The organism is Bradyrhizobium sp. AZCC 2262 (assembly GCF_036924535.1).
Taxonomy (GTDB): Bacteria; Pseudomonadota; Alphaproteobacteria; order Rhizobiales; family Xanthobacteraceae; genus Bradyrhizobium.
In genome coordinates this window covers 9,319,274-9,332,821 of sequence record NZ_JAZHRT010000001.1, presented here as the reverse complement: position 1 = coordinate 9,332,821, position 13,548 = coordinate 9,319,274, and the positions used below count along the sequence as shown (strand labels likewise).

The 13,548-nt window shown below is 62.3% G+C and carries 12 protein-coding genes; 6 read left to right on the top strand and 6 right to left on the bottom strand.

Translation table 11 applies throughout. The features are described from left to right. The first annotated feature begins 120 nt into the window (after positions 1-120). Complete coding sequence (locus tag V1283_RS43770) at positions 121-1,068, top strand: DUF5996 family protein (protein ID WP_334392771.1); 948 nt, start codon at positions 121-123, stop codon at positions 1,066-1,068. Between the two features lie 107 nt (positions 1,069-1,175). Here V1283_RS43770 and V1283_RS43765 read toward each other — a convergent pair whose 3' ends face one another. From V1283_RS43765 to V1283_RS43755, 3 genes are all read right to left on the bottom strand, one after another. Next, positions 1,176-1,370: a hypothetical protein gene (locus tag V1283_RS43765; RefSeq protein WP_212417900.1), complete on the bottom strand. Its 195-nt coding sequence runs from the start codon at positions 1,368-1,370 to the stop codon at positions 1,176-1,178. Positions 1,371-1,547: 177 nt separating this feature from the next. After that, positions 1,548-2,735: a GNAT family N-acetyltransferase gene (locus tag V1283_RS43760; protein WP_334392770.1), complete on the bottom strand. Its 1,188-nt coding sequence runs from the start codon at positions 2,733-2,735 to the stop codon at positions 1,548-1,550. A gap of 12 nt (positions 2,736-2,747) precedes the next feature. Continuing rightward, a complete protein-coding gene (locus V1283_RS43755; RefSeq protein ID WP_334392769.1) occupies positions 2,748-3,680 on the bottom strand; it encodes a cupin-like domain-containing protein in 933 nt (310 codons plus the stop codon). Positions 3,681-3,965: 285 nt separating this feature from the next. On the opposite strand from V1283_RS43755, the gene V1283_RS43750 reads away from it, so the two are divergent. After that, positions 3,966-5,138: a hypothetical protein gene (locus V1283_RS43750; protein ID WP_334392768.1), complete on the top strand. Its 1,173-nt coding sequence runs from the start codon at positions 3,966-3,968 to the stop codon at positions 5,136-5,138. Here V1283_RS43750 and V1283_RS43745 read toward each other — a convergent pair. The 3 genes from V1283_RS43745 to V1283_RS43735 all read right to left on the bottom strand — a co-directional run bounded on the left by V1283_RS43745 (position 5,135) and on the right by V1283_RS43735 (position 8,691). Further along, positions 5,135-6,448 carry an O-antigen ligase family protein gene (locus tag V1283_RS43745; protein WP_334392767.1) on the bottom strand — a complete coding sequence of 438 codons (1,314 nt, stop codon included), beginning with the start codon at positions 6,446-6,448 and terminating at the stop codon, positions 5,135-5,137. The two genes, V1283_RS43750 and V1283_RS43745, sit on opposite strands and share 4 nt — an antisense overlap. Continuing rightward, positions 6,445-7,446 (bottom strand): glycosyltransferase family 2 protein, encoded by a 1,002-nt coding sequence (locus V1283_RS43740; protein WP_442895923.1) that lies wholly within the window; start codon positions 7,444-7,446, stop codon positions 6,445-6,447. Before V1283_RS43740 ends, V1283_RS43745 begins: the two co-directional genes overlap by 4 nt. A 258-nt stretch (positions 7,447-7,704) precedes the next feature. Then, on the bottom strand, positions 7,705-8,691 hold the full coding sequence (locus V1283_RS43735) for a glycoside hydrolase family 26 protein (RefSeq protein ID WP_334392765.1): 987 nt from the start codon (positions 8,689-8,691) through the stop codon (positions 7,705-7,707). A gap of 485 nt (positions 8,692-9,176) precedes the next feature. On the opposite strand from V1283_RS43735, the gene V1283_RS43730 reads away from it, so the two are divergent. From V1283_RS43730 to V1283_RS43715, 4 genes are read left to right on the top strand one after another with little or no spacing between them, the layout of a single operon-like run. Continuing rightward, complete coding sequence (locus tag V1283_RS43730) at positions 9,177-10,652, top strand: lipopolysaccharide biosynthesis protein (protein ID WP_334392764.1); 1,476 nt, start codon at positions 9,177-9,179, stop codon at positions 10,650-10,652. Further along, complete coding sequence (locus tag V1283_RS43725) at positions 10,652-11,863, top strand: hypothetical protein (RefSeq protein ID WP_334392763.1); 1,212 nt, start codon at positions 10,652-10,654, stop codon at positions 11,861-11,863. The genes V1283_RS43730 and V1283_RS43725 overlap by 1 nt, the downstream gene beginning before the upstream one ends. Before the next feature lies 1 nt (position 11,864). Further along, positions 11,865-12,689, top strand: coding sequence for a class I SAM-dependent methyltransferase (locus tag V1283_RS43720; protein ID WP_334392762.1), 825 nt, complete (start codon positions 11,865-11,867; stop codon positions 12,687-12,689). 13 nt (positions 12,690-12,702) lie between these two features. Continuing rightward, positions 12,703-13,446, top strand: coding sequence for a polysaccharide deacetylase family protein (locus V1283_RS43715; protein WP_334392760.1), 744 nt, complete (start codon positions 12,703-12,705; stop codon positions 13,444-13,446). Positions 13,447-13,548 lie beyond the last annotated feature (102 nt).

The window sequence follows — 13,548 nt, the reverse complement described above, 5'->3', positions numbered from 1 at the left end:
CGCCTCGCGCGGACAACGGCGCTGCCCGGAATGCACGAAATCGTGAGGCCTGGTTTCTAAAGACCTCGTGGATTCGTGGTAGGCCTTCGGCCTTCAGGGCAGCACGCGCAGGGTTCCGGCATGAGCAATAATTCGCAAACCCCGTGGCCGGAATTGCCGACCGCGGCGTGGCGTGACACCTGTGCGACGGTTCAGCTCTGGACCCAGATCGTCGGCAAGATCCGGCTCACGAAATCACCGTGGCTCAATCATTCCTGGCATGTGACGCTCTATGTCACGCCGCGCGGATTGACGACGTCGCCGGTGCCTGACGGTGCGCGAACCTTCCAGATCGATTTCGATTTCATCGACCATCGCTTGCGCATCTCGACCAGCGACGGCACGCATCGGCACTTTGCGCTGCCGGGCCACTCCGTTGCGAGCTTCTACGCCGCCACACTTGCCGCGCTTGCCGAACTCGGCATTGCTGTTGCCATAGACGAGATGCCAAACGAACTGCCCGATCCGGTGCGGTTCTCGTTAGACACGGCGCATGCCTCCTACGACCCCGAAGCCATCGGACGTTTCCTGCAAATCCTCGTCAACTGCGACCGCGTCTTCAAACAATTCCGCACCGGCTTTCTCGGCAAGGCGAGCCCGGTGCATTTCTTTTGGGGCAGTTTCGATCTCGCAGTGACGCGCTTCTCCGGCCGCCGCGCGCCGCGTCATCCCGGCGGCGTGCCGCATTTGCCCGACGCAGTCGCACATGAGGCCTATTCACACGAAGTCAGCAGCGCCGGCTTCTGGCCAGGCAGTGGCGCGATCGATTATCCCGCGTTCTATTCCTATGCCTATCCCGAGCCATCAGGCTTCCGCACGACCAAGGTGCGCCCCGACGCGGCGTTCTTCAGCGAAGCGCTCGGCGAATTCATTCTGCCCTACGACGCCGTGCGGACGGCTGCTGATCCCGACACCGCGCTGCTCGATTTCCTGCAGAGCACGTACGAAGCCGCGGCGATCGCGGCGAAGTGGGATCGCGACGCGCTGGAATGCGATCCGGGCAAGCCGGGCGTGGTGCGGCAGGTTTAGAGCTGCTGTGTAGGGTGGGGCGAAGCGCGTGCCCACCATCCCCGTCCAAATTGCGATGGGAAGGTGGGCACGGCGCACCGCCCCTTCTGCCCCCTACGATTCCCGGGCTAATGCCGCAGTTGCGGCTTCACGATGGTCTGGCGAACTTCGGCGCCGCAGTCGGCGCATTCATAAGTGAAGTCGATCTTCGCCATGCTCCAATGCGGCTCGACGTCCCGCACATACATTTCGAGCCCCACACAGCTCGGGCAGATGACGAAGCCCGGCTCGATATCGTCGTGATGATGGATGTAGGCTGGCATGTTGGCTCTCCCCAAATACACCCAAGAAAAGCATTCACCAGTAGTCCCTGACCCGAAGCGGAGCCTACGCCTCTGGCGCACCGGCGATCATGAACTCTCGCGAACACAGGGAGAACGTCCCCACTATCCCGGCATGTGTGACAGATTTGCACCGCTGTGGAACTCCAGCGGCACACGTCAATTCTCTTCGTGTGACAACGGCTTACCGAGTGTGCGCTTCAGCCAGCCATCGAGCCGCGGATAGTTGCGCACTGCACGCACCATACGATCGCGCAGTGTGTAGGGCCATCCGCGCCAGCTCAAGGCGGCGCTGACGTCGATCAGCGGCAACCGCGTCACGCCAAAGCGGCGCTTGTAGGCGTAATTGCCGACACTGAAATCGAACTCGCGCACGCCGTCCCTGTGCAGGGCGGCCATGGTGCGTTCGATGATCAGCCGGCCCGGCGAGCAGTTCGACCATTTCTCGCCGGCATTGCTGATGCGGATCATCACGTAGCGTGAGCCGGTCCTGATGCCGAGCAGCGTCGCCACGACCTCATCGCCGGCCGTGAGCGCCGAGACCAGCGCGTAGCCATTACGGACGCCGTCGCGAATCAGGTTGCGGTAGAACGCGGCGCAGGTCTCGTCATTGAGGATGTAGTTCATCCCGAGGCTTTGCATCCGCGTGCCCTGCTGAGCCTCGGTGGTCGAGAGAATCCGCAACGCTTCACTGGTGTCGGTGATGATCGCGAACGACGCGGCCGGATCGCGCGTGAACACGCGCCAGCTCCGCTCCAGCTCCTTCCGCACGGTCTTTTCCAACGTGTAGCGCCAGCCGTCGTAATCCTCGCCTGTCGTGACGAGATTGCCGTTCAGCGAGCATGGGCCGCCGGCGCCGAGCAGGGCAATGGGATTTGGCTTGCCATCGAGATCGACGGGAATTTTGCGCAGACGAATGAGATCGGCCTTCTCGGGCATCCGGCGCAACGCCGACAGCAGGCTGCGCCACAGCGCGCGCGCCGCCTTGGCATCGCGTGGCGCCGCGCATCCAACAATTGGCGCGTTGTAGTCAGTCAGATCGAGATCGGCGAATTCGACGGTTGCGATATTGTTCTGCCGTCGGCGGATCAACGGCAGCAGCACCACCGGCTCGCCGGTCGATGCATCCGTGACGACGGCGATCAGCGGCGCGATGCCCTCGGCATCGGCGAAGGCGCGGTACCAGGCGTCGTACCATTGCGGATGCTGGAACGGCGTCGACGGGCTGATGTCATGCCAGCGCGTGACGGCCTGCTGCCAATCGCGCAACAGCTCGACGCGGAATCCAGCCGTACGGCTTGTCGGCCGCGCCGCCAATTGCTCCGCACTGGTCGTCAGCACCGTCATCGGCGTTGCGACTTATGCCGCCTTCGGCAGATCGACGATCTTGCCGGGCTCGGCGGCGTCGAGGCGGAAATCGATCGCACGGCGGGCGCTGCGCTCGCGCTTGACCCACTTGCCGTCGCGCACGAGCTTCTGCAGCGCCTTCTTGGCGAAGAAGGACGGCCCGCGCAGATTGCTGGTCTTCGGCGTGTAACCGAAGCGATGGCGCAGCAGGCCGTTGGCGAGGTGGACGATCTGGGCGCGCCGGATCTCGTCGTTGCCATAGGATACCGTCATCGAGATGTTGACGGTGCCGAGATTCTCGACGCGGTGCGGTGCGTTCAGCGGCCAGTTCAACATCTGGCCGGGTTCGAGGTCGAACACCTGCGCGTGCCCGTCGTACCAGGGCGCGTAAGGCAGATCGACCTCGACGTCGAACAGCGCGATGTCCTCGAGGTGTTGCGGCTTGATGAACGGCGCGGTGTTTGGATAGACATAGACCCGCTTGCGGCCGGCGATCTGGATCAGGCCCTGCCCCGGCAGATCGGCATGATAATAGACCTGCGCGTCCGGCGACGAGATCAGGATGCCGGCCTGGTGGTTCGGCACCACGAAATCAGGAACCTTGGCCGCGATCTCGGCGAACATCCGGTTGATCAGCTTGCGGTAGCGGCTATCGACCGAGCCGACGTCGCGCAAGTTGAGCCAGAGGCCGCCCCGGGAAATCGCTTCGATGACCTGCCGGCCGGAGAGGTTGCCGATATCGCCCTCGCGCCACACGCGGCTGGATCCCCTGGCGCCCGTCTTGACCAGGTTGTAGTGCTCGCGTGGATAGCTCTCGATCAGTTGCGCGAGCTCGTCGATCGAGAACACCGGCGATTTGTGCATCGCATGTTCGAGACGGATCGGCTGGTGACTCCAAAGCTCGGAATGCGTCTCATCCCATGTGCTGAAGATCTTGCCCGTCATCGCCCGCGCTCCTGCTTCCCGTTGGCTGGGTCGACGCCTATTCCGGCTGTCCCGAAATCGCGGCCTTCCGCCATTGCCGTGACCGCCCGATGTCCCGTTATGAGACGGCCGGACGATCTTCATGGTCGGATTGGCAAGAACGGTGCCGGGCAGACACTGCCGCTTACCGGAAGCTAATGTCTGGGATGTATGGCTAACGCCGGTATCCATTTCAGCGCGTTTTCTAAACGCGAAGTGGAATCCACTTCGCTTGAAAACGCTTTTAGAAAAGCTCGTCGCCGCACGATGACTGGAGAAACCCGATATCGGGCGCTGTTTCTCGGCGCGGGGCCGCAGATGCATTGCGGCGTCGGCCAGTTCACCCGCCTGTTGCAGGAGACGATCGAAAAGCTCGAGCCTGGAACCAGCGCGACATTAACGCTAACGCGTGGAGAAGGATCGCTCGCCGAGATCTGGCGCGCGGTCGGCACGGCGCAAAGCGTAGTCTGCAACTTCCCGATCGTCGCCTGGAAACGCGTGATGTTCGCACCACTCGTGGCAATGGCGATCGCCCGGCTGCGGCGGCGCAAGGTCGTTTTGATTCAGCACGAATGGAACGGGCTGCATTGGCTGCGCCGCATCACCTACATGCCGGCGTTGCTGCTGGCCGATACCATCATCATGTTCTCGCCGCTGGTGCGGCGCGAGCTGGAAGATGATCCGCTGCTCGGCTGGACCGCGAAAAAATGCGTGCTTGCACCGCTGCCGCCGAACATCGAAGCGCCGGCAGGCATCGAGGATTCGAAGTTGCGGCCTCGCCTCGCCGCGGCGAAAGGCGACGGGCGGCTGGTGATCGGTCATTTCGGATCGATCTATCCAGGCAAGCAACCCAATGCGCTGCTCGAAATCGGCGCCATGCTGAAGCAGCGTGGACTCAAGCCGCTGATCGTCTATATCGGCTCCTTCATCCGCGGCGTGGACAGGGTCGAGGAAGAATTCCGCGCCCGCGCCAACGAACTCGGCATCGCCGACGATTTGATTGTCTCCGGCTTCGTCGCCTCCGACTACGAAGTCTTCGGCCTGTTCAGCGAGATCGACGCATTCTGCTATCCGCTCGATGAAGGGCTTACCGCGCGGCGCTCCAGTATTCTCGCCTGCGTGCAGTCCGGCCGTCCGCTGATCGTTGCCGGGCCCGAGCTGCCGGAGGAGTTCGACCATCATCCGCGCTTTAAGGAATTGATCGCCCGCGGCGCCATCGTGCTGGTCGCGCGCGGCTCGGACAACGAAGCCTATGCCGACCGGATCGCCGCGGTGGTCAAACGGCCGCCGGTACACTTGCCGTTCGATTTCGACGGCTGGTGGAAGGATGTTGCTGAGGCGGTCTTAGCCGTCATTCCGGGATGGCCCGAAGGGCCAGACCCGGAATCTCGAGATTCCGGGTTCGATGCTTCGCATCGCCCCGGAATGACGGGCCGCTAGTCTGCCGCCCGGAACCGCGCGAGATAGTGCAGGCCGAATACCGCCATCAGGAACGTGAACCACAGTGGATCGGAGCGGTCGAGGAAGAAGCTTTCCATCGCCGACAGATAGAGCCCGAACAACCAGATCCGCAGCAGCATCATGGCAAGCGGACCGTTGTTGCCGCCCTCGTCCGCCTTTTGAAAATTCCTCAACGGCACGATCACCAGCACCAGAATGAGCAAGGCAAGTCCGGGAAGGCCCATGCCCAGCGCGGTGTCGAGATAGCCATTGTGGCTGTGCGCGGCGAAGCCGGCCCACTCCTTGCCCTCGGGAAGATTTTGAATGGCGCTAGAGCCCCAGAAGGATGCAAAGCCGTAGCCGGTCAGCAATCGCGCGTGGAGCGACTGCAGCGCAAACGCCCAGATGTCGGTACGGCCGGTGAACGTTGAGTCGAACGGCAACAGTCTGGAAATTCCCGCGAGGCCCTCAAACATCACCGTGCCGACGCTGAGCAGGTTCAGCAACACCAGCGGCGTCAGCAATATGATCGCGCGAAGCCAGAACGGGCGGATGACTGACGTTACCGACGTCAGCAACAGCACCGCAAAGCACAGGGTCAGCGAGCTCTTTCCGGCCGAGTACAGCAGGAACAGCGAGGCGAGCACGATGATCGCGGCGCCGCATATCCACAGGCCGGAGCGGATGATGTAGACGCCGAGAAACAGCACCATCACCATGATGGCCGCGGCCTGGTTCTTGTGGCCGAACGCGCCGCGCCAGTTGCCGGCCAATCCAGGCTCCTGCGGATCGGTCGCCAGATGAATCGAAAGATCGGGCGCCAGCAATATTCCGAGATAGCAGATTGCCAGCAATGTGAGCGCGGCGATCGTGAACCAATGCATCAGTTCCTGCTGCGATCTCGGCAACAGCATCAGGGCGGCGGTGACCGCGACAACGCAGATCGTGAGCGAAAGACGCTTGATCGACGTGCCCGGATCGAACGACAACACCACCGTCGCCAGCAGCCACGCGCCGAACAGGACCAATGCCGGCGACAGCAACGTCGCCAGTCCCCGCGCGTCATTTCGCATGGCGAGCGCAACCGTCAGCACGCTCAGGCCACCGAACACCGCATAAGTCGCCAGCTCGTTTCCTGTGCCGACGTCGCCGATCTGCAGATCGCCGAGGCTTTCAAACGGGTGCAGCGATATCCATCCGAGCAGCAGCGTTCCGACAAAGGTCGCGCCGCGAACGACATCCATCACCTGCTGGCGCTCGATCCCGGCGGCCAGGCTGCGGATCTCGGATGTGTCGAGGAGCTCGCTCATGAGACGATCTTCGAGGCCTTGTAGGGTTGCGGTTCGAGGCCGAACGCGGCCAGCGCGCTGCCGATCGCAACCGTTACCGGATGCATGGCAATGGTCCACTTACGTTCGGTCAGGATAGCGCGCACGGCATAGACAAGCGAAAGCGGCAAGGCAGCCAGCAATTTGATCGTCAATTTCGTCCGCAACCAGGCCGTCGGCGTCGCCTTGCGCTGGACGTGATAATTGATCGCGCCGATCCGCAAGCCCCGCATCACCAGCCATTTCAGGCTCGTGCGGCCTTGCGGCACGGTCTCGCTGATCGCGGCTTCGTTTACCCAATGAAACCGCATGCCGAGCCTTCGGCAACGGTAGAAGAAATCGGTATCACCGCCACCCAGAAAATTGAAACGCAGGTCAAACGCCGGCATGCCCAACCGGGAAAACACCGAGCGCCGGATCAGGCAATTGCCGCAGCCATAGATCACCGGCACCGGTCCCGAGGCGTCGTAGGCCGGCGCAAACGCCGGGTGGCGCCGCAACCCGCGTTTCCGTTCGTCATCGAATTCGGGGAACACAGGCCCGCCAACAATGTCGGCGCCGGTCGCACTGGCAGTCCTGACCATCTGCTCCAGCCAGTCCGGCGACGCGATTTCATCATCGTCGATCATCAGCAAGCTGCTCGCCGCCGGGAACATCTGCAACGCCGTCTCGAAGGCGGCATTGATCGCGTGGCAATTGCCCTGCCGCGGCTCGATCACGCACAACCCCGCGAGTTTCCGCGACGCGAGGTACTCGGCGGCAACCAGGACGCTCTCGCACTTCGACACATCATTCTCCACCATGACGACGGCGAAGCGGCGGCTGGTGCGCTGAGCGGCTAGCGACTCCAGCGTCCGGCGCAGGTGCTGAGGCCGGCGAAAACACGGAATGCAAACGACGATTTCTGTCGCGGGATCGAACGCCGGCGAAATCGCCGCCAGCGCGCGCAGAGCCCTGACCGACGGATCAGGCCCGCCCATCCGGAGATCGCTGGTCGAAATCTGTGCCATGACGCTCAGGTCGTTCACGAATATGTCTCGTCGTCCCGAAACGGGATGGCCGGCGTTAATCCCGGGACATTTCCGTCTCGATACGGTCGTCCGCTCCGGATCGATCCGGCCGCGACGAACGTTACGCGCGCAGTGGTGCAATATTCGATCCGACGGGGAAACGTGAAGCGCCGAACTCCGGCGACGGTTAATGGATGGGGTTAATCCGCGCTGAACATTGGCCGCGGATCAGCGGCTGAACAGTTTGCGGAACAGACGCTGCGCGTTTGGAAACTGGCCGTTGTCGATCTGGGTGGGCCAGGCTCCGTCGACGTCGAAATAGGCGGCGTAGGCAATGCTGCCTTCGTTCTTCATGAACCAGTCGTGCATCTGCTGGATGAAGAACGGATTATCCCCGAAATTGCCGACGCCCCATTCGGGGTAGCTCATCCGCTTGCCGTGCAGACGCGCAAACTCGCGCTGCCATTCCAGGCCGAACGGAGCCTTGACGTAGAAGGTGTTCCAGCGCTCCTCAACCGTACCTTCGTGCTTGAAGTCGTAGATGTCGAGACCGATGTAGTCGACGACGTCGTCGCCGGGATAGCTGAGATCTGCCGGCATGTCCTGCGGCCCCCACCCCGGACACCAGTCGAACTTGAAGCCTGTGGAGTGACGCCTGAATATTTCCACGACGCGCCGGAACGCCTTGATGTAATCGGCTTCGTGCCCCTTGGCGAACCACGCCATCTCAGCCAGATTCATCTCCCAGCCGAGCCGAATGATCGCCTGCGGATGCGCCTCCGAAATCGCACGCGCCGCCGCTTCGAATTCGGCATCGCGAAGCCCATCGGCAATTTCGGCGAGCGGCGTTCCTTTCATCGTCAATGGAATCGACCAGACCACGTTGCGCGCAGGGTTGAGCTTCTTCCAGACGCCCGGCACCCAGTTCAGCCTGGAGAAATCCTCCCAGGTCGTTTGACCATAGAAGTCGACGCCCAATACCGAGGACGGCTCCTGCTTCAGCCATTTCTCCCACGCCTGCAGCGTATGCTCGCGACCTATCGGCCCCCAATTGACGAAGGCGCCCGCGAACTTCGCTTGAGTCGAAACGGCGCGCGAGGCGGCGTTGCTGTCGACATGCGCCAGCAGCAGCACGGTCAGCACAAAGGCCACCAGAAACAGCACCAGCCGCCGCAGGCCGTGCTTTTTGCGCCGCTTCGGATCAGTGCGAAACATCGCCTGTCCTCGCATGCTTCGCCGTCACAAAAGGATACAGGCCGGACAGGTCAGCTGTATCAAAAAGAACAGGAGGCCCGCAGCGCGTTTCTTCCGAAAAGAGCTTTTGTCGAAAATGTACAGTCATCGGCAATCCATTCGCCGACGAGGTCGACGATTACGGCGATCGGCTTTGCAATATCGAGTCCATCATGGGCGCGGGCTCGAACAGCGCCTTCCACAATGGTTACCGCAGCGGCTGGAGCGGCATCGGCGTGTCGCAAATGCGGACAGAGAGACGACAGCGACCCAGCGATTAACCACGCCGACGCGCCGCAAGATGTGTTGCGCCGGTTCGGCACTGATCTTGCTCAATGGGTACCGCGGGAGAATTGCGCCTGATAACGGCCGGCCTCCGGCAGATCATTGAGATGAATTGCAACGTGTCGTTAACCCTGAACCCAATGCCGAAGCGAAGTTCCGCGCTTCAAAGGCCGAAAGTCTAAATGCTCAGCCAGACGTTCCATTATTCGATCGCGAGCGTCGCATCGGCCGCGATCGGCTTGCTGAGCGCGGTCGTGTTCACGCGGCTGCTCTCGCCCGAGGAATATGGCGTCTACGTCGTCGGTCTGAGCACGGCGGGCATCGTTTCGGCGCTGCTGTTCACCTGGGTTCGCGTATCTGCCCTTCGTTTTCAGTCGGAAGGCGGCGCAGTCGATGTCAGGACGACCATCTTCGTCGCCTATCTCATCTCCGCCCTCGCCGCGCCCGTCGCGCTCCTTGTTGCCACGCTGACGACGTCGGTATCGCTGGAGCGAAATCTCGCCGCCATCTTTTTCGCGCTGGGGCTCGGCCTGTTTGAGCTCGGACAGGAACTGCTCAAAGCGCGCCTGCAATCGTTCGCGTTCATGTCGGCGTCGATCATTCGCGCCTGCCTGGCGTTCACGCTATGCCTGGCTGCAGCGCTGCTGGGCGGCGGCGGGCTGTGCCAGCTCGCGATGGTGACCGTTACCTACTTCGTCACGACGACGCTGTTTGCCAGCACGATCCTGCGATCCCCCGTCGCCGGACCGAAGGTTTCCGATTTGCGGACCTTTGCGGGCTTCGGCATTCCGATCACGCTGTCGGGCATCGTCTTTGCGCTCCACGCCGCGCTCGACCGGATGCTGGTGTTTCATTTCATGGGTGACCACGCGGCCGGCCAGTACGGCGCGTCCGCCGACCTCGTCCGGCAGATCATCCTGATCCCGGCGGTCAGCATCGCCTCGGCGACGATCCCGCTGGCGGTGCGCGCCTATGCCACCGGCGGCGCCACCGAAGCGCGGCCGCATCTGGAATTCAGCCTCGAAATCCTGCTGGCCGCCGTCCTTCCGGCGGTCGCCGGCGTAGCGCTGACGAGCAGCTATATTGCCGGCGTGATCCTTGGCAGCGAGTTCAGGGAGACCGCGGCGCAGATCATGCCGATCCTGGCGTTCGCCTGGCTGTTTCAGTCGATTTCGCAATCCTACATCCACGCGAGCTTTCATCTCGCCAAAACGCCGTTCATGATGACGACGCAAAGCGTCGCGATGCTGACCGCGAACCTGCTGGTCATGCCGGTCCTGTTGGCCAGATTCGGCCTCGTCGGCGCGGCGTCGAGCCTCGTCATCGTCGAAGCCTTCGGCGCGGCCTTCGGCTGGTATCTCACGCGCAATGCATTCCCGCTTCCCTTCAACCCATTCCAGCTCCTGCGCATCGTCCTGGCGACGGCGATCATGGCGCTGGTGCTGACATTCCTGAAACCGCTGCTTCCTGTCGGCGTGGTCTCATTCGGCGTGCTGGCCGCAAGCGGCTGCATTGTCTACGTCGCCGCCGCCTTCGTGTTCGACATCGCCGGCTTACGCAAGGCCGTGATCGCCTACGGCGCGCGGCGCAGTCTCCCGGCCCCGTCCATCACTGCCCCGTCCACGAGACTACCCAGCATGTCGACAAGAGAATCATGATGCGGTTAGCGAGCAAAAATTCCATCGTTGCAGCCGACAATCGACATGTCATCTGTCGAACCAATTCAGTTTCGCTGTCGAACTTCACCGACAAGCGGCGCGAGGCGACGCGCCCGCCCGCGTTCCGGGGCGAGAATTTCGAGCGCGACTTCGACAGCAATACGCTGTTCTACGACGCGGTGCAGGTGAGCAAATCGGCGGTCGCCCTGTTTGCACCGCCATTCTTCAACCTTGCGCGCGACGTCGCGACGACGAACTTCATCAGCGGCGCCGGAACCTGCAAGGCGCGGACGCGGCACCTCGACCGCCACGCGCAGTTGTGGCTGGACATTCCCGAGCATGGCGGCCCGATCCAGGCATTGGGCGAACTGGGGAGCTTCACGTTCTCGGTATCGCCGAACGAGTCGGAGATATTCAGGGATCGCCGCGTCATCTTCACGATGTCGAAGGACAATCCGATCGAATGGATCCTCGATTGGGTGAGATTCAACCGGGACATTCATGGCGCCGATGCCGTTCTCATCTATGACAACGGCTCCAGCGCCTATGACAGCGCCACGCTGAGCGCGGCGCTCCGGTCGGTCCGGGGCATCCGATGCTCGGTCGTGATGGAGTGGCCTTTCAAATACGGTCCACAAGGCGCCAATAGCTGGGATCACTGGGATTCCGATTTCTGCCAGCTGGGGGCGTGGGAGCACGCAAGATGGCGCTTCCTGCAGAATACCCGGAGCGCCATGAACTCCGACATCGACGAGCTGGTGCTGTCGAAGTCCGGCAAATCGGTGTTCGAGGCCGCCGAACAATCGTGGACGGGGCTGGTTCGATATCGCGGGCGATGGATCATCGGCATCGATGACGGCATCCGCGACAACATGCACAAGGCTCCGCATCGGCACGCCGACTTCTCGATTCTGATGCCGCCGAACTACCGGTTCTCAAGGCTCGTGATGCGGCGCGACGCAAACGAGTGCCTGCCGAAATGGACGGTGGTTCCCGGCCGATGTCCCACGCGGGCGCAATGGCATGTCCATTCGATCTTCTCCTGGTGGGCGTCGTATTTCTGCACCAGGGACTTTTCGTTTCGGCACTTCCGCGAGATCGGCAGCAACTGGAAATACCAGCGCACCAACCGTGTGCCGTTAGATGCGTCAATTCACAAGACGGATCGGGCATTGATGGAAGCTTTCCAGCGCGTCGATTGGGAAAACTAAAATGAACAAGGCAACTCCCACGTCAGAATGGATGAAGTCGATGACCGAAGCAGCCACGATCGACCACAGACGGGCGGCCGACGCCGTGCAACATCCGCAGGCGCTGCTCGAGCTGGCCCACGGCCAGGCGCGACACAGCCTGCTGACCGTTCACGGCATTCTCCAGGCGACACTCCCTGCGGGCGAACTCTCGGTCTACGAAGCCGGCGGCGGCTCGACCAGCTTCCTGCCGCTCAAGGTGCTGCACCGCGCCCACGTCACCGTGGTCGACATCGACGAGGACCAGATCCGCAACAACGATTACGCGCACGAGGCTATCCTCGGCGACATCCAGACCTATCGCTTCAAGCCCAGCAGCTTCGATCTGGTGATCTGCTACAACGTGATCGAGCACGTGCCCGATGTCGAAGCGGCCCTGCTGCGCTTCTGCGAGTCGCTGAAGCCGAACGGCATGATCCTGATCGGCGCGCCCAATCCGCGATCGCTGTCCGGCGTCGTCACCAAATATTCGCCGCACTGGTTCCACGTCTGGTTCTATCGCCACGTCCGCGGCGACAAGAAAGCCGGTCTGCCCGGCCACGCGCCGTTCCCGACGCTGTTTCATCCGCTCGTCACGCTTTCCAACCTGGCGGCGTTCGCCGAGCAGAACGGCCTGCAAATGATCTACCGCAAACAGTATGAGAGCCCGCGCTATCCGGAGATGCGATTGCGCAAGCCTCTGTTCGCTGCCATGGTCGATGCTGCGGCCAAGGTGATGAACTTCTTGCTGCCCGGCAAGACCGACGTGCGGCACGGCGACTACCACGTGATCCTGCGAAAGCGTTGAGACGATGAACGCGATGTTGTCAGAGGCAAGGGCAAAGGTCGGCCACCGGCTGGCGATGCATCTGCGCGTCGATCTGTTCCGGCTGCGCAACAGCGCGCCGATGGTCAGCTTTACCTTCGACGACCTGCCAAAGAGCGCGGCGACGACCGGCGCCGAGATGCTCGAAGCGCATGGCGCGCGCGGGACGTTCTATGTCTCGGGCAGCCTGGTCGGCGCCGACGCGCCGGACTGGGTGGCGGGCGATGCCGGCGACGTGGTCTCGCTTCACCGCAGGGGTCACGAGATCGGCTGCCACACGTTCTCGCATCAACGCGCCTGCGACCTCGATGAAGCCGCGTTGCGGCAGGAAACCATGCGCAACCGTGCCTACCTTCGCACGCTCGATCCTTCGATCCGGGTCGGCAGTTTCGCCTATCCGTTCGGATACGGCTCCTACGCCCGCAAGCATCAGCTCAGGAAGGAATTTCAGACCTGCCGCAGCATCGTGCAGGGCGTTAACGCCGGCAGCGTCGACTTGCAGTTCCTGCGCGCGATGCCGCTGATCGATCGCGAGATGGATTGCGACGGGATCGATCGTGCGTTCGACGAAGCGCAGATCAATAACGGATGGTTAATTTTCTACGGCCACGACGTCACCGACCGGCCGAGCCCGTATGGCTGTACGCCTGCTTTGCTCGCGCATGCGCTTCGCGCGGCATCGCGGCGGAACATTCCAGCCCTGACCATGGCGGAGGCGATGCAATGCGCCCGCGCTTAAACGCTTTGTTTGCCATTTCGGGGAATAATCCATTGGTGAGTATGGTTAATTTTCCCTGTTGCGTTTGTTCCGCGCTTTTTTTCAGCGCCCGTGGCGTGACCC